General features: G+C 56.9%; 21 protein-coding genes. All 21 read right to left on the minus strand.

Annotated elements, in window-relative coordinates:
* Nucleotides 1–35: 35 nt before the first annotated feature.
* Entirely contained in the window at nucleotides 36–902 is an 867-nt protein-coding gene (gene hslO, locus AC0KVQ_RS06470) for an Hsp33 family molecular chaperone HslO (RefSeq protein WP_473420327.1), read from the minus strand.
* Nucleotides 902–1,483 (minus strand): MFS transporter, encoded by a 582-nt coding sequence (locus AC0KVQ_RS06475; RefSeq protein WP_473420328.1) that lies wholly within the window; start codon nucleotides 1,481–1,483, stop codon nucleotides 902–904. The genes hslO and AC0KVQ_RS06475 overlap by 1 nt, the downstream gene beginning before the upstream one ends.
* Nucleotides 1,480–1,962 carry a CinA family protein gene (locus tag AC0KVQ_RS06480; RefSeq protein ID WP_473420329.1) on the minus strand — a complete coding sequence of 161 codons (483 nt, stop codon included), beginning with the start codon at nucleotides 1,960–1,962 and terminating at the stop codon, nucleotides 1,480–1,482. The genes AC0KVQ_RS06475 and AC0KVQ_RS06480 overlap by 4 nt, the downstream gene beginning before the upstream one ends.
* Nucleotides 1,963–1,986: 24 nt before the next feature.
* Entirely contained in the window at nucleotides 1,987–3,615 is a 1,629-nt protein-coding gene (locus AC0KVQ_RS06485) for an ArnT family glycosyltransferase (protein WP_473420330.1), read from the minus strand.
* Nucleotides 3,616–3,702: 87 nt separating this feature from the next.
* Nucleotides 3,703–3,915, minus strand: a complete 213-nt coding sequence (gene rpmE / locus AC0KVQ_RS06490; RefSeq protein WP_473420331.1) for a 50S ribosomal protein L31 — start codon at nucleotides 3,913–3,915, stop codon at nucleotides 3,703–3,705.
* A gap of 98 nt (nucleotides 3,916–4,013) precedes the next feature.
* The gene (rho, locus tag AC0KVQ_RS06495) at nucleotides 4,014–5,270 is read right to left on the minus strand and encodes a transcription termination factor Rho (protein ID WP_473420332.1); all 1,257 of its coding nucleotides are present in this window, start codon (nucleotides 5,268–5,270) and stop codon (nucleotides 4,014–4,016) included.
* A gap of 184 nt (nucleotides 5,271–5,454) precedes the next feature.
* Nucleotides 5,455–5,781 carry a thioredoxin TrxA gene (gene trxA, locus AC0KVQ_RS06500; protein WP_473420333.1) on the minus strand — a complete coding sequence of 109 codons (327 nt, stop codon included), beginning with the start codon at nucleotides 5,779–5,781 and terminating at the stop codon, nucleotides 5,455–5,457.
* Between the two features lie 148 nt (nucleotides 5,782–5,929).
* Entirely contained in the window at nucleotides 5,930–7,291 is a 1,362-nt protein-coding gene (gene radA / locus AC0KVQ_RS06505; protein ID WP_473420334.1) for a DNA repair protein RadA, read from the minus strand.
* A gap of 50 nt (nucleotides 7,292–7,341) precedes the next feature.
* Entirely contained in the window at nucleotides 7,342–8,565 is a 1,224-nt protein-coding gene (gene flgL, locus AC0KVQ_RS06510; RefSeq protein WP_473420335.1) for a flagellar hook-associated protein FlgL, read from the minus strand.
* 30 nt (nucleotides 8,566–8,595) lie between these two features.
* Nucleotides 8,596–10,764, minus strand: a complete 2,169-nt coding sequence (gene flgK, locus AC0KVQ_RS06515; RefSeq protein WP_473420336.1) for a flagellar hook-associated protein FlgK — start codon at nucleotides 10,762–10,764, stop codon at nucleotides 8,596–8,598.
* Nucleotides 10,765–10,794: 30 nt separating this feature from the next.
* Nucleotides 10,795–11,718, minus strand: a complete 924-nt coding sequence (gene flgJ / locus AC0KVQ_RS06520) for a flagellar assembly peptidoglycan hydrolase FlgJ (RefSeq protein WP_473420337.1) — start codon at nucleotides 11,716–11,718, stop codon at nucleotides 10,795–10,797.
* 208 nt (nucleotides 11,719–11,926) lie between these two features.
* Complete coding sequence (locus AC0KVQ_RS06525; protein ID WP_473420338.1) at nucleotides 11,927–13,012, minus strand: flagellar basal body P-ring protein FlgI; 1,086 nt, start codon at nucleotides 13,010–13,012, stop codon at nucleotides 11,927–11,929.
* Between the two features lie 10 nt (nucleotides 13,013–13,022).
* Entirely contained in the window at nucleotides 13,023–13,688 is a 666-nt protein-coding gene (locus AC0KVQ_RS06530; RefSeq protein ID WP_473420339.1) for a flagellar basal body L-ring protein FlgH, read from the minus strand.
* Between the two features lie 18 nt (nucleotides 13,689–13,706).
* Entirely contained in the window at nucleotides 13,707–14,492 is a 786-nt protein-coding gene (flgG, locus tag AC0KVQ_RS06535; protein ID WP_473420340.1) for a flagellar basal-body rod protein FlgG, read from the minus strand.
* Nucleotides 14,493–14,508: 16 nt separating this feature from the next.
* Nucleotides 14,509–15,249 (minus strand): flagellar basal-body rod protein FlgF, encoded by a 741-nt coding sequence (gene flgF, locus AC0KVQ_RS06540; protein ID WP_473420341.1) that lies wholly within the window; start codon nucleotides 15,247–15,249, stop codon nucleotides 14,509–14,511.
* A gap of 63 nt (nucleotides 15,250–15,312) precedes the next feature.
* On the minus strand, nucleotides 15,313–16,581 hold the full coding sequence (gene flgE / locus AC0KVQ_RS06545; protein ID WP_473420342.1) for a flagellar hook protein FlgE: 1,269 nt from the start codon (nucleotides 16,579–16,581) through the stop codon (nucleotides 15,313–15,315).
* A gap of 52 nt (nucleotides 16,582–16,633) precedes the next feature.
* Nucleotides 16,634–17,314 (minus strand): flagellar hook assembly protein FlgD, encoded by a 681-nt coding sequence (locus AC0KVQ_RS06550; protein WP_473420343.1) that lies wholly within the window; start codon nucleotides 17,312–17,314, stop codon nucleotides 16,634–16,636.
* Between the two features lie 12 nt (nucleotides 17,315–17,326).
* Complete coding sequence (gene flgC, locus AC0KVQ_RS06555; RefSeq protein ID WP_473420344.1) at nucleotides 17,327–17,737, minus strand: flagellar basal body rod protein FlgC; 411 nt, start codon at nucleotides 17,735–17,737, stop codon at nucleotides 17,327–17,329.
* 11 nt (nucleotides 17,738–17,748) lie between these two features.
* Nucleotides 17,749–18,159, minus strand: a complete 411-nt coding sequence (gene flgB / locus AC0KVQ_RS06560; RefSeq protein WP_473420345.1) for a flagellar basal body rod protein FlgB — start codon at nucleotides 18,157–18,159, stop codon at nucleotides 17,749–17,751.
* A gap of 219 nt (nucleotides 18,160–18,378) precedes the next feature.
* Nucleotides 18,379–19,287, minus strand: a complete 909-nt coding sequence (locus AC0KVQ_RS06565; RefSeq protein WP_473420346.1) for an SMP-30/gluconolactonase/LRE family protein — start codon at nucleotides 19,285–19,287, stop codon at nucleotides 18,379–18,381.
* Between the two features lie 17 nt (nucleotides 19,288–19,304).
* Nucleotides 19,305–20,828 (minus strand): tripartite tricarboxylate transporter permease, encoded by a 1,524-nt coding sequence (locus tag AC0KVQ_RS06570; RefSeq protein WP_473420347.1) that lies wholly within the window; start codon nucleotides 20,826–20,828, stop codon nucleotides 19,305–19,307.
* Between the last annotated feature and the right edge of the window lie 4 nt (nucleotides 20,829–20,832).

Below are 20,832 nucleotides of genomic sequence, written 5' to 3' on the forward strand. Positions count from 1 at the left end.
ATATCCCGTTTTACATCTTCGGCACCCGGTTCGACTCAGTGCACTTGCGAACCACTTTCCTGCAGGCCTTGTCCGGCGAACACCTGTGCCACATCGATGGCATCGAATTCATAACGCATATTGCAGAACTCGCAGCCGACTTCGAGTTTGCCGCGCTCCTTGAGCACACCATCGATTTCTTCGCGCCCGATCATGCGCAGCATGCTGCCCACGCGCTCACGCGAACAGGTACAGGCGAAGTTGGGTGCTGCCGGTTCGAACATGCGCACGTTTTCTTCATGGAACAGCCGGTAGAGTACTTCACGCCCTTCCAGTCCCAGCAGTTCTTCCTTGGTCACGGTCGCTGCCAAGTGCTGGATGCGATCCCAGTCTTCCGGCGTACCGGCGGCATCGGGCATTTTTTGCAGCAGCAGGCCGGCAGCACGGTCATTCTCAAACGCCAGCCACATGCGGGTCTGCAATTGCTCGGAGCGCTGCATGTATTGTTCGATGATCTCGGCCACGCTTTGTCCCGGTTCAAACCCGACGATTCCCTGGTAGGTTTCGCCCTCGTCCGGATCCAGCGTGATGATGAACTTGCCCTCACCCAGCAATTCGGCCAGCGAGACATCGGCCACATCACCATCCCAGCGCGCCATGGCACGCATGGTCATGTCGCTGGAACATTCCACCACGATCAGCTTGACCGAACCGGTGCCATGCAATTGCATCACCAGCGCGCCCTGCAGTTTCACCGTTGCGGTCAACAGGGCGGCGGCGGCCATCAACTCGCCGATCAGACGCGCCAGCGGCACGGGATAGGGATGACGCGACAGCACTTCGGCAATCGTGGCATCCAGTTGCACCAGTTCGCCGCGCACCGGGGCATGGTCAAACAGAAAACGTTCCAATACATCCTGCATTATTCAGATTCCTTGTTGAGCGTGACCACGTAATGGGTCATCGGCAGGCTGGAGCTTACGTCGTAGGCACAGCCGGCCTCGATTCCAATCCTGGCAATGGCGAGTGCATCCAGTGCCGGATCATCATAAACGGCGTGCATGGCACCGATGGCGAAATCCCGGCCGCTGCCCACGGCCCAGAATCGCCGGTATTCGTAGACTTCGCGCAGCGAAAACACACCGAAGATTCCGCTGGGATTGGCCAGCAAGGCGATGATCTGGCTCGATTCGTACGGATCGTCCTCGTCCTCTTCGGTTTTGAGGAAGAAATCCTCCTTGAGTTTCGGATGCAGCTTGCGAAAACTCTCGAAAATGGCCATGCGGGAACTGAAATCCAGCGTCTTGACCTTTTTCAGCAACGACTGCAGCACCAGGTCATGCGCGGCACTGCCGGTAAGCGAAAAATAGCTGCCATGCGAAAGAAATATCTTGTTCCAGCAGGCATCCTCGCGCGCATCGATGCGGGTATCGCCAAATGTGGAAAGACTATCCGCGGCAATGACCGCCTGATCGCCCTTGCGAACAACCACAACTGTCGTCATTTTTGTTCCTTGATCAATTCAATCAGCTTTTTCAGGGCATGCATCACTGTCTGGCCGCGCACCGCGGCACGATCGCCATCGAACCGGCAACATTGCGCAACCTCACCATTCGGCCCGGACCAGGCAAACCAGACCGTACCCACCGGCTTATCCTTGCTGCCACCGGTCGGCCCGGCCACACCACTGACCGCCACCGCCCAATCAGCCCTGGCAGCCAGACGCGCATTGGCGGCCAGTGCGCGTACCACCGGCTCGCTGACGGCACCATGCTCGGCAATGACGCTGGCAGACACGCCAAGCATTTCGCACTTGGCCTCGTTGGAATACACCACGAAACCGCGCTCAAACCAAGATGAACTGCCGGAAATATCAGTGATGGCGGCACTGATCATGCCGCCGGTGCAGGATTCGGCCGTAGTGACGCGCTGGCCGTTGGCCAGCAGCAACTGCCCCAGTGTTTCAGCCAGATGTGCATTCATGATGGCTCCTTTAACCAGCCCGGTTTACTGATTGCGATAGAGATAAAAGCGATCGCTGCCCTCGCCCGCGCGGCTGCCCATCCACAGCAATGGCTTACCGGCAGTTTCGCTGCCACGCAACAGCAACGGGCACAATTCGGCACCGGCAACCCCAGTCCAGCGCAGATCCAGTCCGCTGAAATACGCCAGGCCACCGGCCGGCGCCGCGCCGATTCCCTCCAGGACGATACAGCCCGGAGAAGCCTTGGCTGCCAATTGCAAACCAAGGCCGACCCGCCGATAGGTTTTGGCGGCATCCAGCCATGGCTGCCACAAGCCGACCAGCAAGCCCCATACCAAGGTCAAACCACAAGCCCATGCAGTGACGGCGCGCCGTCCCAGCGTGCGCTTGCGCACCAGCATCTGCCACCAGGCCACGGAAATGCCGACAGCGAAAATCACACCCAGGCCAATGGCAGGATCAAAACCCGGATTACGTCGCAGCAATTCGTTCACAATGCCGGCAGGCCATCCCAGCTGCAAGGCCAGCCATGCGCCCCACAACCCCAGCGCGATGGCCCCAAGGGTGGTGGCGCCGAACCAGTACAGCGACGATGCCGCGCTGTAGCGCAGATCATCCACGCCGGCCGCAGCCATCACCGCCAGCGGCACCAGCAGCAACAGTGCCTGCGATTCATTGGGCGAACCCGCCAGCAACAGCCACAGCGTAACCAGCACGGACTGAATCAGCAGCAATACCCAACGCGAATCGCGCAACGAAGTGCGATACAGCCACACCGACCAGCCTGCCAAGGGCAGCACCGGGAAGGCGAACCAGACAATGATCGAAGGCAGGTAACCGGGTTCATGGAACAGGCGTATCGCCCCCATACCGCCATACAGGCCCAGCGATTGCTCCTGCCACCACAGATCAAATACTGCCGGTGCCTGCTGGTACAGAGACAAAGGCCAGAGCAGGCCCAACGGCAAGGCAATCACAAAAGCTGCCAGCAAGGTCGCGAGGTAACCGCTGCGGCGCCAGGCCGTAAATGGCACCAGCAACAACGCTGCCACAATCGCGAGCAGCGTTTCCGCCCAGGTGGCCCCCAGCATCAGCACCAACCAGGAAAGACCCAGCAAGCCACCGGCATGTAACGGACGTCGTCTGGCAAGGGCCAAGGCATACAGCTGCCAGGCGAAGGCAGCGAAAATGGCTGCGGCTGGCGAAACGTGGTGCCCCCACAACAGCAGGCCGATACTGCCGATCAAAGCGGTGACGGCCACCCGCCCTTGCAGTCTGCCATGCAGCTCGCGCCCGGCCAGACCAACGCCCCACATTGCCAGCACCATCCAGAACCCAGTCGTCAGGCGTGCTGCATCATGCAGCGCCAGCCCGAACCACCCCAGCATGCGGGCCAATCCGGCAGCCAACCAGTAATACAGCGGTGCATGCTCGAGATAGGGCAGCCCAGCCAGAGACGGAATGGTCCAGTCACCTCCTGCCAGAAAATCGGCGATGATCGCTGTACTCTGGTTTTCCGCCGGCTTCCAGGGATCATGCCCGATCAGACCAGGCAGCAACCAGAACAGGCATAGCAGCAGTAATAACCAGGGCTTTTCCGATTGCGGCTCGTTGGCAGCAAGCTGGGCAGAAGATGGGGAATAGGTAAGCATGGGCGGATGCAAGGCCAAAAGGAAATGATGCCAGAGGACAACAAAAAAGGCAGCCGGTAGCTGCCTTTTTGCTTGCGTGCCAGCAGATTACTTCTTGCTGAACATTGCGTATTTCTGGTTGAACTTCTCGATACGGCCAGCGGTATCGACAATCTTCTGCTTGCCGGTGTAGAACGGGTGGCATTCGGAGCAAACTTCGATATGCAGGTTCTTGGCCATGGTCGATTTGGTCTTGAAGGTGCTGCCGCAGGAGCAGGTCACTTCAATTTCCTGGTAATTCGGATGAATATCGGTCTTCATTTTGGGGTTTCCTGATTAGGCGGCCACTGGGTTTTGCAGTAGCCCTTTTACGAGAAGGCGGGATTATCCGCCTTTTCGCGCTTGCAATCAACTGCCGGTTAACGTCTCATGGAATCGAAAAAGTCCGCATTGGTCTTGGTCGCCTTGATCTTGTCGAGCAGGAATTCCATCGCCTCGAGATCGTCCATCGGGTACAGCAGTTTGCGCAATACCCAGATGCGCTGCAGTTGATCCTGCGGGATCAGCAATTCTTCGCGTCGAGTACCGGAACGGTTGATGTTGATCGCCGGGAAGGTACGCTTTTCAGCCATACGACGATCCAGATGGATTTCGTTGTTGCCGGTACCCTTGAATTCTTCATAGATCACATCATCCATGCGGCTGCCGGTATCGACCAGCGCGGTGGCGATGATGGTGAGCGAACCGCCTTCTTCGATATTACGTGCAGCACCGAAGAAACGCTTGGGACGCTGCAGCGCATTGGCATCGACACCACCGGTCAACACCTTGCCGGAGGCCGGTACCACGGTGTTGTAGGCACGCGCCAGACGCGTGATCGAATCGAGCAGGATCACCACATCCTTCTTGTGCTCGACCAGTCGCTTGGCCTTTTCGATCACCATGTCAGCCACCTGCACATGGCGGGTAGCAGGTTCATCAAAGGTGGAAGATACCACTTCGCCCTTGACCGAACGCTGCATTTCGGTCACTTCTTCCGGACGTTCGTCGATCAGCAGCACGATCAGCACGACTTCCGGATGGTTGGCGGTAATTGCATGCGCGATATGCTGCAGCATCACGGTCTTGCCCGACTTTGGCGGTGCAACCAGCAAGGCTCGCTGGCCTTTGCCGATTGGCGCCATCAGGTCAATCACCCGGCCGGTCACATTTTCCTCGGACTTGATTTCACGCTCCAGATTCAGGCGCTTGGTCGGGAAAAGCGGCGTCAGGTTTTCAAACAGGATCTTGTGCTTGGCATTTTCCGGCGGCTCGCCATTGACACGATCCACCTTCACCAGCGCAAAGTAGCGCTCACCGTCTTTCGGTGTGCGGATCTCGCCTTCGATGGTATCGCCGGTATGCAAATTGAAGCGACGAATCTGGCTGGGGCTGACGTAGATGTCATCCGGACCAGCCAGGTAGGAAGTATCCGGGCTGCGCAAAAAGCCGAAGCCGTCGGGCAGCACCTCCAGCGTGCCGTCGCCAAAGATGCTTTCGCCCTTTTTGGCCTGATTTTTCAGCAGCGCAAAGATCAGATCCTGCTTGCGCAAGCGGTTGGCGCCATCAAGCTCATTGGCGATCGCCATTTCGACGAGTTCAGTAATATGCAGATTTTTTAGATTGGATAAGTGCATGGCTCAGGTATGCCGTCAAGAAAGACTGGACAGATGGGAAACAAATGGCAAGAAGAAACAGGATTTCGCAGCAGAGAAAGCTGCCGCTCGGAGATTTTCTGTAAGGTTAAAGTGCTTTGTAGCGGCTGTCAAACAGGATATGCAAAACCCTGCCGAAAAACAAACCCGGCAGGGTTTTGAAACATCAGAGATTGCTATTGAGGAAAGCGGTCAGTTGCGATTTGGACAGGGCCCCCACCTTGGTGGCCTTGACTTCACCGCCCACGAACAACATCAGCGTCGGGATGCCGCGAATGCCATATTTCGGCGGCGTGGCCTGGTTTTCGTCGATATTGAGCTTGCACACCTTGAGCTTGCCGGCGTATTCGCCAGCCACTTCATCAAGGATCGGGGCAATCATCTTGCATGGGCCACACCAATCTGCCCAGTAGTCTACCAAGACAGGGCCAGCAGACTGCAGGACTTCGGCTTCAAAAGATGCATCGCTGACTGGTACGATTTTATCGCTCATGTTGTTCTCCGGTTTGGCATAGATAAGTATTCGTTGACAGGATCGAATATTGCAGCAATCGAGAAGGATTGGGCAACCAAAAATGGCCTGTTGTGGCTTTAATGCGGTTGGCAGCCACCGATTTCAAGCAAGTGACCGATGCAGATTTTCACATTGCCGCATCAACCGCATCAGCCAGGCGCTCGACAGCGGTTACTATCATGCCGTCAATCGCCTGCTTGGGACGGTTGGCTTTCGGAATGATGGCATGCGTAAAACCGAGCTTGGCGGCTTCGCGCAGCCGCTCCTGCCCGCGCTGCACCGGCCGGACCTCGCCAGCCAGACCCACTTCGCCAAACACCACCAGCTTTTCCGGCAATGGTCTATCCCGCAAGGAAGACACAATCGCCAGCAACACCGCCAGATCCACTGCAGGCTCCGAAACCTTCACCCCGCCCACGGCGTTGACGAACACATCCTGATCGAATGCCGCCACGCCGGCGTGGCGATGCAATACCGCCAGCAACAAGGCCAGACGGTTCTGCTCGATACCGACAGCCAGTCGGCGCGGCTGCGGCGAATGCGCATCATCCACCAGCGCCTGCACCTCGACCAGCAGAGGGCGCGAGCCTTCCTGCGTCACCATTACGCAGGAACCCGGCACCGGATCGCGATGCTGCGACAGAAATAGCGCCGAAGGATTGGCCACTTCGCGCAGCCCCTTGTCGGTCATGGCGAATACACCCAACTCATTCACCGCACCAAAGCGGTTCTTGATCGCGCGGATCAGCCTGAAACTCGAATGGGTATCGCCTTCGAAATACAGCACGGCATCAACGATATGCTCCAGCACGCGCGGACCGGCAATGGCGCCATCCTTGGTAACGTGCCCGACCAGCAGGATGGTGGTACCGGTGCGCTTGGCAAAACGTGTGAGCTGTGCTGCGCACTCGCGCACCTGCGCCACGGATCCCGGCGCAGAGCTGAGCGCATCCGAAAACAAGGTCTGGATCGAATCGATCACCGCCACCTGCGGGCGCTCCCGCTCCAGCGCCGACAGAATTTTTTCCATGCCGATCTCGGCAAACAGCGCCACCGGCGATGCGGCGAGATCAAGCCGGCGCGCGCGCAAGGCAATCTGCTGCGGGGATTCTTCACCGGAAACATAAAGCGTTTTCTTGCCAGTCTGCGCCAGGCGTGTCATGGCTTGCAGCAACAACGTCGATTTGCCGATACCGGGGTCACCACCGATCAGCACCACGCCGCCCGGCACTAGGCCACCGCCGAGCACGCGATCAAGCTCATCCAGACCGGTAGGCGTGCGCGGCAATTCCGCCGCATCGACTTCGTGCAGCGGGCGAATGGCGCCATCCGCTGCCAGCGACTGGAAACGGCTGCTTGCCCGGCTTTCCTGCACGGATTCGGTGAGCGTGTTCCATTCGCCACAACCCGGGCATTGCCCCTGCCATTTCGGCGAAGTCGCGCCGCAATTCTGGCAGGCATAAACGGTTTTGGATTTGCTGGTGGCCATAAAAACGATGCGAGCCCTGCAGGGCTCGCATACCTTGGAGTCGGGAAGGCTCAAATATACTTGAAGAGGCTAAGATCCTGCACCTTGGCAAAACTGCTGCGGGTAGCTTCCAGCAGCATCTGGTTCATCGAGAACTCGCTGATCGCCGCGGCATAATCCAGATCCTGCAGGCCGGAAATGGTCTTGGAGTACTGCAACTGCAGGTCTTCATTGGTATCCTGTACCGACTCGGTTTCATTCATGCGCGCACCGATCGCCGCCTGCACTTTCAGCACCTGTGACAAGGCATTGTCGAGGTTCTGCATGACGCCATTGAGCTGGTTCTGGAAAGCCGCCTGGCCTGTTCCGGCGCTATCGGTACTGTACGCATTCAGTGCATCGGAAAAGGCACCGAGTGTGGAGAAAATATCCTGGTTTTTGCTGGCCTCAAGTGTAAACGTATCGCCGCTTGCGGGCGTACCAGCGATAGAAAATTGGACACCGTAACCACTCAGTGCAATATTTCCGCCTGCACTATAAGTACCACTTTGAATCGGTGTTGCATTTCCATCCTGATAAACGTCATACGTGGTCGCACTGGTAAATTGAATACTGAAATTTCGCGATCCAGATATTGAATTCCAATCGGAAACAGATGTAACTTCACCCGCACTAATTACCCCGGAACCACCATTTCCAGCATCTGCAGCCGTGACAAACGTGCCATTTCCATTCTTGATATTACGAAATACCTCATTGCCGTTTTCAGAAATAGGAATTTGGCGACCACTCGATATCTGCACTTTGCGCACACCTTCGTCGCCGTTGTATTGCACGTTACCAAAGGTATTTTCCGTGAACGGCTTGATATCACCCTGGAAGCCAGAAAACAGGTAAATGCCATTGCCATCGGTGCTATTGGCCAATCCCAGCAATTCCTGATAGCGCCCCTGCAATTCCGTTTCCAGCATCTTTTTTTCAGCAGCGGTTTGCGTGGCATTACCAGCATTGACTGCCAGGGTCTGCAGATCCTGAATCACACCGACAATCTGCGCCAGATTGGATTCGGTAATACTCAGGGCCGAATCAGCCGTTTTGCTGTTAACTGCGTACTGTTCGTTAATTGAGGCCGTCTGACTGATATCAAGAATGCGCGCCGAATTGATCGGATCATCCGAGGGAGTGAGAATCCTGCGCCCGCTGGAGAGTTGCTCCTGCAGGCGCGCCTGATCAGACAGATGCTTCTGCAAGCCGCTGGTACTGATATTGAATAACGTATTGGTGGCGATGCGCATGATCGCACTCCTTCATGAATACCGGATCAATCAAACAATGTTGGCAATTTCTTCAAATGCCTGCTGCGCAATCTGGATCAGCTTGCTGGCCGCGATATAGGCTTGCTGGTAGCGCAACAGGCTGGCCGCTTCTTCATCCAGATTCACGCCGGAGACCGAATCGCGCGCGGTTTCCGCCTGACTCAGCATGGTGCCCTGCGCTTCGGCCATGATGTTGGCCTCGCCGGTCTGCACTCCGATCTGCGCTACCATCTGACTGTAGGACTGCTCGAAGCTGGCCGTACCGTTGGACAACAGTTTCGTTGTCTGTAACGCCGCCAGCTTGAGCGCATTGCTGCCATCCGCCGTGCCTGCCGTGTTTGCGCCAATCGCAAACGTATCGCCGGCAGCCGGCTGCCCGGTAATCTTCAAGCTCCAGCCATTTACACTCAGCGTCATGCCTGCCGTATAGCCATGGGTGGTTACCGACCCGGTTACGCTATCCGTTACCGTAAAGCTGTCTGCCGCTGTGAATGCAATATTCACAGGATTGCGCAATGCCGGATTGACTGCAGCATCGGTGGTTGAGGTCGATGGCGTATCGGCCAATGGCTGCGTCAGCGAAGCGCTACCCGTATTGGCGGAACCCGAAGTCAGCTTCATGGCCGATGCCGCGGCAATGTCGCGCGCATCCGTAATGCGCACGCTCAGTGAATCGATGAAACCTTCATACGGCTTGATAGTGAAACTGTCGCCACTGGCCATACTGCCAGTGAGATTCAAGGTCAACCCGTCCACCGTCAGCGGCATGGTGGCTGATGCAGTCTTGCTGTTATCGGATAGTCGGGTCAGGATGTACTGACTGCCATCGAAGCCAAGCTCGTAATCGCTGGGCTGCAAATCGGCGATATCACTGATATAGCCACTCAATGCCGCCGAACCGGTATTCATCGAATTGGGCGTCACATAACCGATATCAGGAGGAAATGACCAGTCGGTGCTGGCCGCTGCCGCAGGTGTTGCGGCTGCCTGCAGCGTTACGCCCAGCGCAGTATATCCGGCTGTCATTTGCGCAGTGGTGAAACTCTGTGTTGCCTTGTCAGAAAGCCGGGTCAGTGTGTAGTTGCCGACACCGTCATAGGCAAGGCTGTAATCCGAAGCTGGAATCGCACTTTCCGGTGAGGAAACGCTGATATCAACACCACCCAGCGTTGCGGTAAAGCTGCTGGCGCGCGAAAAATCGAACAGGTTCTGTCCGAGCTTGCCATTCAGATCCATACCGGCGCGCTGCTGGGCATTGAGCATTTGTGCCATGCCCACGGCCACCATTGCAAGATTGTTTTGCGCCAGGTTAAGCGAATTGGTTCTGAAATCCAGCAAGGCACCCAATTCGCCGCCGCCCAGTGCATTCTCCGGCAGATAAATCGTATTACCGTTTTGCTGGTAAACCACGGTTGTGGATTGTGGATCATCCGGAGAGCCTACTGCACCCAGCGAAAATGTTTCCCCGCCAACAACCAGATTCTGCCCGGTACCGATGAAGACATTGATGCTGCCATCGCTTTGCGTGACCGTGGAGGCTTTTACCAAGGTATTAAGCTCCTTCACCAACTGATCACGCTGATCGAGCAGATCATTGGGGGGAATACCCGTCCCACTGCTGAGTACGATTTGCTGGTTGAGATCGGCAATTTGCTTGGCGTACGAATTGATACCGGCTACCGCATTGGTGATCTCGCCATTGAGCGCAGTACGCTGATCTGCCAGTTGCTGGTTCACCGACTCGAAACGGTTCAGCATGGTTTGCGCGGAAGAAAGCAGGGTTTCGCGCGCCGGCAAATTGGAAGGATTGGTCGCCACATTCTGCACGGCAGAGAAATAATCCTGGATGGCCGGCGACACACCGGCACTGCTGTCCGCTACCAGATTATCGATCTGGGCGATATGGCTGTAATAGGTTTCGTAGTAGCTGGCCTTGGCCTGGGTGGTTTGCACTTGCCGGGTAAGGAACTGATCATAGCTGCGGGTAATGCTGTCCACGCGCACACCCAGGCCGACATAGCCACTGCCTGACATCTGCGGATAAGGCGCACTTTGCTGGATCGACTGGCGGGAATAGCCCGGCGTATTGACGTTGGCGATATTGTGCCCGGCGGTAGTCAGGCCCAGGTTAGCGGCCTTGAGCCCGGAAAGGCCGATCGTGAAAACGGATGATCCCATATTGCTGCTCCTCTCTTTTTCTTATCGGCCTCAAGCCACCTGACTTGATGCGGACTGACGGGCGGCAAGCCGCGTGGCAACGCTCTGCGCAACTTTTGCCAGCTTGTTCGCGTAGTTGGGGTCGGTGGCATAGCCATTGGCTTGCAGCGCTCGTGCGAAACCTACTCCATCGGCACCGGCACCAATGGCATCGCCGAAACGGCGCTTCAGAAGACTCGCGTAGTCCTGAAATGCATCGGCATAGGAATCGTAGGCGCGAAAGGTTTCAATGCGTTTTTGCATGCGTCCATCGATAAATTCAGTCGTGAGCACATCCACGGCTTTGCCATTCCAATCCTTGCCGGCCTTGATGCCAAACAGGTTGTAGCTTTCCGAGCCATCGGCCTTTTTGATGGATTTGCCTCCCCAGCCTGATTCCAGCGCTGCATGTGCCAGCACCAGCGTTGGAGAAAGACCGAGCGAAGATGAAACTTCCTGCGCCACACCGGACAACTTTTCCAGGAAGCGATCGGCAAGGCCACCGCCGGCTGCCGTCGTGGCGGCAGGTTTTGCCGCCTGCCGGGCAGCACTTGCCGCCGCTCCGATTACAGGAAACCCGGTCAAACTGGTGGCATCTCGCGAACGCTGGCCGGCTTGGCCACTCTGCTGCTGAATCTGGCGAACGATGGCATCAGTCAGCCCAGCCCCGCCCTTCATGGCCAGCGCCTGGGAAAATTGCTGATCCTGCATGGAGTTGAACAGGCGCATGGAACTGCTTTGCGTATCGGCAAAGCCTTGTCCTGCCTCGCGCATGGACTTGAGCATCTGCTGCAACAGCAGCGCCTCGAACTGCCTGGCAACATTGCGCACACCGGCATCCCCGGCACTGCGGGATGTCTGGCGCAAGGCATTGATCCCGTTTGGATCAAACGCCAGATTTTGCGAAACAGTATTAACGGATGCGGGCAAGGACATCGACAAACTCTTGCTTCAACGGGAAGTAACCCATTAAAGCAAGGAGCGTGCCGGCATCATTGATTAGAACCTGCTCAGGATCTGTAGCGAGAAGCCGTCAGCGGGGTGAAGAGCAGCGCAAAAACCGGAATGTACAGGGAGTACATGAGGATTTTGAGCAGCACATGAGCCCTGATCACGGCTTCGCAGCAAGATCGTGGACAGTTTCTTAGATGATTTCGAGCTCGGCCTTCAGACTACCAGCCGATTTCATGGCCTGCAAAATGGCCAGCAGATCCTGCGGGGTTGCACCCACGGCATTGAGGGCGCGGACAACATCGCGCAGATTGGTGGCCTGCGGCAGACGCACGATCGGGCCTTTGTCGGCCTGGATCATGATTTCGCTATTTTGAACCGTGCGCGGCCGCCCGGCAGACAAGGGTGCCGGCTGGGATACCGTATTCTCGGTCGTGATGGTGACGGTGAGATTGCCATGCGCAATGGCGCAGGGATCAACCGTCACGCTTTGATTCATCACTACTGAACCGGTTCGCGCATTGATGATCACCTTGGGTGACATTTGCGCCGGGGTCACTTCCAGGTTTTCCAATCCGGCCAGAAAGCTCACGCGCATATTGGAATCGAGTGGCGCGCGCACCTGGATCACCCGGCCATCCAGCGCTGCGGCAATCCCACCGTAGCGGGTATTGATGGCATTCACCACGCGCGATGCGGTCGTAAAATCGGTGCTCAGCAATTCCAGCTGAATGAATTCGCCGCTGCCGAGCTGCGTCGGCACCGCCCGCTCCACGGTCGCACCATTCGGAATACGGCCAGTGGCCAGCTGGTTGATCGTGGTACTGGAGCCTCCCGCCGAGGCACCGGCACCCGCCACCACCACATTGCCTTGTGCCATGGCATACACCTGACCATCCGCACCTTTCAATGGCGACATCAGTAGCGTACCGCCGCGCAAGGATTTGGCATTACCGATCGAGGAAATCGTGACATCCAGCGGCTGCCCTGGCCGGGCAAATGCCGGCAGCGTGGCGGTCACCGTCACGGCAGCCACATTCTTCAGCTGCAGGTTCCCGCCCGTAGGCACCTGCACACCCATACTGGTGAGCATATTGGTCACTGACTGCACCGTAAAAGGTGTCTGGGTAGTCTGGTCACCACTGCCATCCAGACCCACCACCAGCCCGTAGCCCACCAACTGGTTATCGCGCACACCGGCAAAACTGGCCAGATCCTTGATCTTTTCGGCATGAACCAGCCCTGATACCAGCAACAGCAACAACAAGAATCGACGCATGCTTATCTCCTCACAGCGGCAGCACGGACAAGAAGAATCGTGCCAGCCAGGCCATGGTATTGGCATCGGCGATCACACCCTCACCCACCTGCTCGATTCGCGCATCGGCGACCCGAGTCGACGAAATGGTATTGCCGGCCTTGATTTCACGCGGGTTGACCACGCCGGTCAGGCGCAGATTGTTGATTTCGCCATTGACGTTGACCCGCTTTTCTCCGCCCACGACCAGGTATCCATTGGGCAGCACTTCAATCACCGATACCGCCAGCGAACCCCTGAAGGTATTGGTATTGCTGGTTTCACCCTTGCCATTCGATGAATTGCTGCCAGAACCGGTCAGCGATGAAGAGAAGAATTTCTCCAGTGCATTGGGGAAATAAGGGATGGAAGCACTGCCACTGATGCTCGCGCTACTGCTGCGGCTGGCACTGGTATTCGATTTATTGCTGGCTGTCAGATTTTCTTCGATCGCAATCAGCACGGTATCGCCCACGTCGCGCGCGATCGGCTCTTCAAACAGATAACGTGCAGAACCCGACTGGAAAATCGAGCCATTGCTCATTTTCGCTGACGGCATCGCTTGCGGCCGCGCCGTGGTCGGCTGGGTCACCACGGTAGGCGTGGTGCATGCCGACAGCAATACCAGCAGAAGTGCGGCCAAACCAAGCTGTTTCATCGTTTTATCCATTCAGCATTACAGGGTCGACAACTTTTGCAGCATTTCATCCGAGGTGCTGATGGCGCGCGAATTGATTTCGAACGCACGCTGCGCCTGAATCATGTTGATCAACTCTTCCGTCACATTGACATTCGAGGTTTCGACATAGCCCTGATTGACGGCACCCAGGCCATTGGTGCCGGGATCACCCACCAACGGCGCACCGGACGCAGCCGTTTCCAGCGACAGATTACCACCGATAGCCTGCAGTCCCGGCGGGTTGATAAAGGTTGCCAGCTGGATATTGCCAAGCTGTACCGGCGCAGCGGAATTGTTGTTCACGATGGCCGTCACCGTACCATCGGCCGCCACGGTAATTTTGGTTGTGCCTTGAGGCACCTGCAATGCCGGGGAGATTGAATAACCATTGGAGGTCACCACGTTACCCTGGCTATCCACCTGAAACGAGCCATCGCGGGTATAGGCGGTATTGCCATCAGGCAGCGTGATCTGGAAAAAACCATCTCCCTGGATGGCCAGATCGAGCGGACCATCAGTCAGCTGTAGATTGCCCTGGGAAAAATTCTTGACGGTCGCCACCGCGCGCGCACCGGTACCCAGTTGCAAACCGGTCGGCATCTGGGTTTGCTGCGACGTCGCACCGCCCGGTTGGCGCAGATTCTGGTACAGCAGATCCTCGAACACCACCCGCTCGCGTTTGTAGCCATTGGTACTGACGTTGGCCAGATTATGGGATGTCGCATCCACATTCATCTGCATGGCATCCATGCCGGTTTTGGCAATCCACAATGAACGCATCATGGCTTAATTATCCCTGTCAGCTATTGAGCGAAAGAATCTGTGTGGCACTGCGTGCATTCTGATCGGCGGCCTGCATCAACCTGACCTGCAAATCATAGTGTCGCTGTACCGTAATCATCGAGACCAGTTCATCCACGGTGTTGACATTGCTGCCCTCAACCGCGCCCGAAACCAGTTTCACGTTTGCATCCACTTGCGCCGGCTGGCCGTCACGCTGGCGAAACAGGCCATCCAGGCCTTTTTCCAACTGATTGGCCAGCGGATTCACCAGCTTGATGCGGCCAATCTCGACCTGCTGGTTCGGATTATCCAGCGCCACCCCAGAAACCGTGCCATCCGGCGCAATCGTGATGCGGGTATTCTCAGGCACAGTCAACGGACCGCCCTGCCCCTGCACGATCTGGCCACTGCGTGTTTTCAACAAGCCGGTGGCATCCACCACCAGGCCGCCATTGCGGGTATAGGCTTCACCGCTGGCAGTCTGGATGGTGATCCAGCCATCGCCATTGATCGCCACGTCCAGATCATTGCCTGTGTGTTGCAAGGGGCCGGATGTCAGATCCGAACCCGTGCTTTGCTCGACCACAAAGGCTCGCGTCGGCAGACCGGAATCGCTCAGTACCGGAATGGCACGAAATGCGGCCAGCTCGGCACGAAAACCGGTGGTCGAAGCATTGGCCAGATTGTGCGACACCGTAGATTGGCGCAGCTCGGCCTGCTTGGCACCAGACATGGCGATATAGAGAAGTCGGTCCATTTTGCAGTGAGGGCAAGGGGTGAAGATCAACCTACTGGTTACTCACCCTTCCCTTCTCCCTTCTTATCTCAGGTTAACCAGCGTCTGCATGATGGTGTCCTGCGCCTTGATCGTCTGCGCATTGGCCTGGTAATTGCGCTGCGCCGTGATCAGGTTCACCAGCTCCGCAGTGAGATCGACATTGGCATCTTCAACGGCTGCTGACTGCAAAGTTCCCAGATCGGAGGTCATCGGATCGCCTACGCGCGCCTCACCCGAGGCATACGACACGCCCCAGCGGTTATTGCCCAGCGGCTGCAAACCTTGCGGATTGGCAAAGTTGGCCAGCACTACCTGGCCCACTGTGCGGCTTTGACCATTGGAATAGGTACCAAGAATGGTGCCATCGTCGCCAATCGAAATGCCGGTCAGCACGCCATCGGCATAGCCATCCTGACTGATCGAGTTAACGCCAAAGGCACTGCCGTACTGAGTCGAGTCGGAAAGATTGATATTGAATGCAAGCGGTGATGTTGCACCATTGGTCAATGTCTCGGAATAGGCAATCGAGTCGGCCGTACTGGCCGTTTCATCGACCTGACCATTGCTGCTGAATACAAGATTGCCCTGATTGACCGTTGCCGAGCTGCCATCCAGGCTGGTTTGCACTTCCCAGGTATTGGCTGCGGTTTTGGTGAAATAGAAGGTTAGGGTATGAGAAACGCCCAACGAGTCGTAAATCGTTGCCGAGGTGGAGCTGGTATAGGTGGTCGGATCCGTGATCGACAACGGCCCTACGCCAGCCGGTGAAGCAGCCCGGCTCAGTACAGTCGACGAGGCATTCAGGTTCAGTATCATCGCCAGGCCGGCATTACTGGTTCCGGAACCGCCGGTAGCACGCGCCCCCACGTTGCCAACGGTCAATTGCAATGGCTCCGGCGTACCCCCCTTGACCAGCAGACCAGTATTTTCATCGACATCCCAACCTGTCAGCCGATCCGTACCGTTGATGATGTAGCCATTGCGGTCAACCTGAAATTGCCCGTTACGCGTATAGGTCACGGTGCCAGCCGAATCGACCATGCGGAAAAAACCGTTGCCGGTAATCGCCACGTCCAGAGGATTGTCGGTCGTAGTGATATTGCCTTGGCCGAACTGCTGCGAAATACCGGCCACACGTCCACCGATACCGGTCAGATTCTTGGAACTGGCAAAGCTGGCAGCGTAGATATCCGCGAACTCAGCTCGTGATCCTTTAAAACCCACGGTATTGGCATTGGCGATATTGTTGCCGATGACATCCAGATTCTTTGACGACGTATTCAGGCCACTCAACCCTTGCTGGAAACCCATTTCCTTCTCCTTATTTTTCGCGATCGGGCATTACCCACCGCGCAAAAAACTTTTAACGAATTTGTGACACTGAATTCAGATCAACCGCAGAGCCATCGGCCAGTACGATCTTGGTGCTGCCGCCATCGAGCGCCACGCTGCCCACCTTTTGCCAGGTCTGGGTTTGCAGCTGCACGGCACTGCCATCACTCTGCGCGCCATAAGCACGAATCGTGTACGTGCCTGCCGATGCAGTCGTTCCCTCGGCTGTTTTGCCATCCCAGGTGAAATTGCCGTAGCCGGTAAACGATTGCTGGCCAAATTCGAGTTCCTGTACGACCTTGCCTGAAGCATCCACAACCTGCACCAGACCTCCTTTCAGACCAGAGGTGATATTGGTACGGAAATCAATCGCGGTTGAACCGTCGTAATTCAGGGTCGATCCCGCAGCCAGCACCGACTTGCCGATCACATTGGCGGCCTGCAAGGTTTGCTGGGCAGTAAAGCTGCTCAGCATGCTGGTGAATGAATCGTTGAGCTGGCTCAACTGCGTCACCATATTGATCTGCGCCATCTGTGAAGTCGTCTCGGCGCTATCCATCGGATTGAGCGGATCCTGATTCTGCAATTGGGTCACCAGCAGTTTCATGAAGCGATCCTGCTGCTCTTCCATATCGGTCTTGGTAGTGCTGGCTTTGGCATTCAGCGCACTGTAGTCGTAACTGCTATTCTGGGTACTGGAAACGGTAGCCATTCTTCAGCTCCTTCAGACCTGGCCAAGTGCCAGGGTACGGGTCATCAGGGTCTTGGCGGTATTCATCACCTCGACATTGGTCTGGTAAGCGCGCGAGGCGGAAATCATATTGGTCATTTCCTCGATCGCATTCACATTCGACATGGCGACATAGCCATTGGCATCAGCCAGCGGATTGTTCGGCTGATAGGCCAGTTTGGCCGGGGTCGGATCTTCATACACACCAGAAACCTTGACACCCAGCGCATTCTGGCCGGCACCCACGGGGGCGGCCTGAAACACCACCTGCTTGGCGCGGTAGGGCTGACCATTTGAGCTGGTCACCGACTCGGCATTGGCCAGATTGGATGCCACCGCATTCAGGCGAGCCGACTGGGCCTGCATGGCGGATGCGGAAATATCAAAAATACGGAACAGGGACATGATCAGCCGCCTTAGTTACTCTTGATCGCAGAACTCAGGCCTTCGATGCGTTTTTGCATGAAGGTGATTGCCGCCTGATAACGCAGGGCGTTATCGGTAAATGCAACCATTTCCTCATCGACATTCACGGTATTGCCATCAATCGACGGCTGGCTTGGCGTGCGGTAAAGCACTGCAGAGGCCGGGAAAATATCGACCGAGGTACTCGTTTGCAGATGACGGGCATCCGTGGTCGCCAAAGCAGGTTGAGTATTGCCACCAGCCAGTGCATTGTTGAATGCGGACGTAAAATCCACATCGCGCGCCTTGTAGTTGGGCGTATCGGCATTGGCGATATTGGCGGCAATCAGCTCCTGGCGCGCAGCACGCAATTTCAGCGCTGTTTCCTGTACCCGAAAGTGATTATCAAGTCGCGACAACATGGCAAACCTCCTGAAGTTGGACGATTTGCCAGCAGGAAGCATGCCAGCATTGAAATTGGCGGAAAGCCGCACGAATACTGGCGCACCTGCAACGGGGAAACCCGGCACAGGCAAATTTTGCCGGTAGGCGGCAAGGCGATCAGCCGGCAGCGGCAATAAAAAACGGCGGGAAACCGCGCATGCCGCGATCACCCGCCGTAACGAGGAGAAAAGTGAAAATCAGCCAGCCAGACGTGGTTCCGCAATACCCTGTACCCCGGGGCGGAACATCAGCAATCGCCCGGCATGCGGGTCGGTCTCAAGATCCTTTTCGCCACGGCATAGTGACGTCACCAGCAGGGTCTGGCCATCCTCGCCACCAAACGCGCACATGGTGGGCTTGAGCATCGGCAAACGGTATTGGCGATCGAGCTTGCCCTGCGGGGTAAAGCGCATCAGGCTGCCGTCATCCAGCCCGCAGATCCAGTAGCAGCCATCCACGTCCACGGCAGCGCCATCTGGACGCCCGCCCGCATTGCGCAGATCGGCAAATGCACGCTTGTTGCCGATCCAGCCGCTGTCGGTGTCATAGTCGAACGCCCAGAGCATGCGCCGGTCGCGATGCGTATCGGAGCAATAGAAGGTCTTGCCGTCCGGACTGAAAGCCGAACCGTTCGGAATGACAAAGTCATCAAACTCGGAAGGCTGCAATCCTTCAGCCCGGGTATAGCGATACCAGCGCCCGGCCGGCTCGCCCAGCGAGATATCCATCACCATGCTCGATACCCACAGGCGCCCTTGCCGATCACAACGGCCATCGTTGAAGCGCATGCCGGCTAAAGGATGCGCAACGCTGGCCAGCCGTGTGATTTCGGCATCTTCACCTTCGCCCAGCATCACATCGAAAATTCCGGTTTCGCAACTGCACACCATGTGGCCATCCGGACGCAGCACCATGCTGCCGATACGCTCCGGCAAACGCCAGCTACGTACGGCACCGCTGGATGCATCCAGCCGGAAGGCACGGCCGGCCTGGTCGATCCACGCCCAGCAGGCACTACCGGCATCCCAGACCGGGCTTTCACCCACGTTGTTGCGTATTTCCGGACAAATCAACGCATCCGGACCAATTGTGATGGTTTGTGTCATGACAAGTCCTCTGTGAATCAGGCCGGGGTATCGGCGGCTGCCAATTGCAGATTGCGTTGCTGGCGTTTTTTCTGGAAACGGCGAATCACCGGGAAACACAGCGTGAACAATGCCAAAATCAGAAAACCGAGCGTAATCGGGCGGGTATACAGGAAATCATAACTGCCACTGGACAAGGACAACGCCCGGCGGAAGCTGCTTTCGGCCATGGGCCCCATGATCAGCGCCAGCACGATCGGAGAAGGCGGAAATTCCCATTTCTGCATGAAATAGCCAACGACGCCGGCGATCAGCATGATGCCGATATCGAACATGCTGTTGTTGATCGCGTAAGTTCCCACGATGCACAGCGCCATGATGGTTGGCGTCAGGATCGATTTGGGCATCTGCAGGATGCGGCCCATGAAGCGCAACGAGCCCAAGCCAAGTACCAGCAAGGCCACATAGCAGAACAGCATGCCGGCAAACAGGGTGAACACCAGATCGGCATGTTCCTTGAACAGCAACGGCCCCGGCTGCAAACCTTGCAGCGTCAACGCACCCAGCATCACGGCCGTAACGGCATCACCCGGAATACCCAGCGTCAGCATCGGCAGCAAGGCACCACCGGTACAGCCATTGGCACCCGATTCACAAGCAGCCACGGCCGAGAGTTCGCCCTTGCCGAAATTTTCCGGCGTCTTGCTGAAACGCTTGGCCTCGTTGTAGGCCACGAATGCAGCAATGTCGGCACCGGCGCCAGGAATGGAACCAATGAAAACACCCAGGCCGGTCGAGCGCAACACGGTGCCCAGCATGCGCTTGTAGGTGCTCCACGGCGGAATGATGCGCCCCAGTTCTGCTGCCTTGTTTTTCAGGGTTTCGCTCTCGGCCATCGCCTTGAAGGCTTCGGCGGCGGCGAACAGACCAATCATCACCGGAATGAACGGCACCTGCATCAGCTCATTGAATCCCCCGGTAAAACGCGGAAAACCGCCCATCGGATCAAGACCAACCGTAGCAATCAGTAGGCCCAGAAAGCCGGCAATCAGACCCTTGACCAGCGATTCGCCCGAAATGCTTGCGATGATGCTCAAGCCGAAAACAGCCAGCGCAAAGGTTTCCGAGGCGCTGAATTCCAGTGCGATACCGGCCAGGATCGGTGCCATGAAAATCAGCACGATCACACTGAGCGTACCGCCAATAAACGAAGACAATGTGGCCGTACCCAGCGCGATGCCGGCCTTGCCCTGCCGGGTCAACTCGAAACCATCCATGGCCGTGGCGGCGGCAGCCGGCGTACCCGGAATCTTCAACAGGATGGCGGTGACCGAACCGCCGTAGATGCCACCGAAAAATACACCGGAGATCATCAAGAGGCCGGATACCGGATCCATGCCGAAGGTAAATGGCAACAGAATCGCCACCCCCATGGTGGCTGTCAGCCCCGGCATGGCACCAATCACGATACCGACCGCCACACCGATCACTGACAGCAGCAATGCAAACGGTTGTTGCGCCAGGGCGGCAAAACCGTTCAGAAGCAAATTGAGTTCTTGCATGATG

It is taken from the genome of Formivibrio sp. oc-25 (assembly GCF_055810895.1).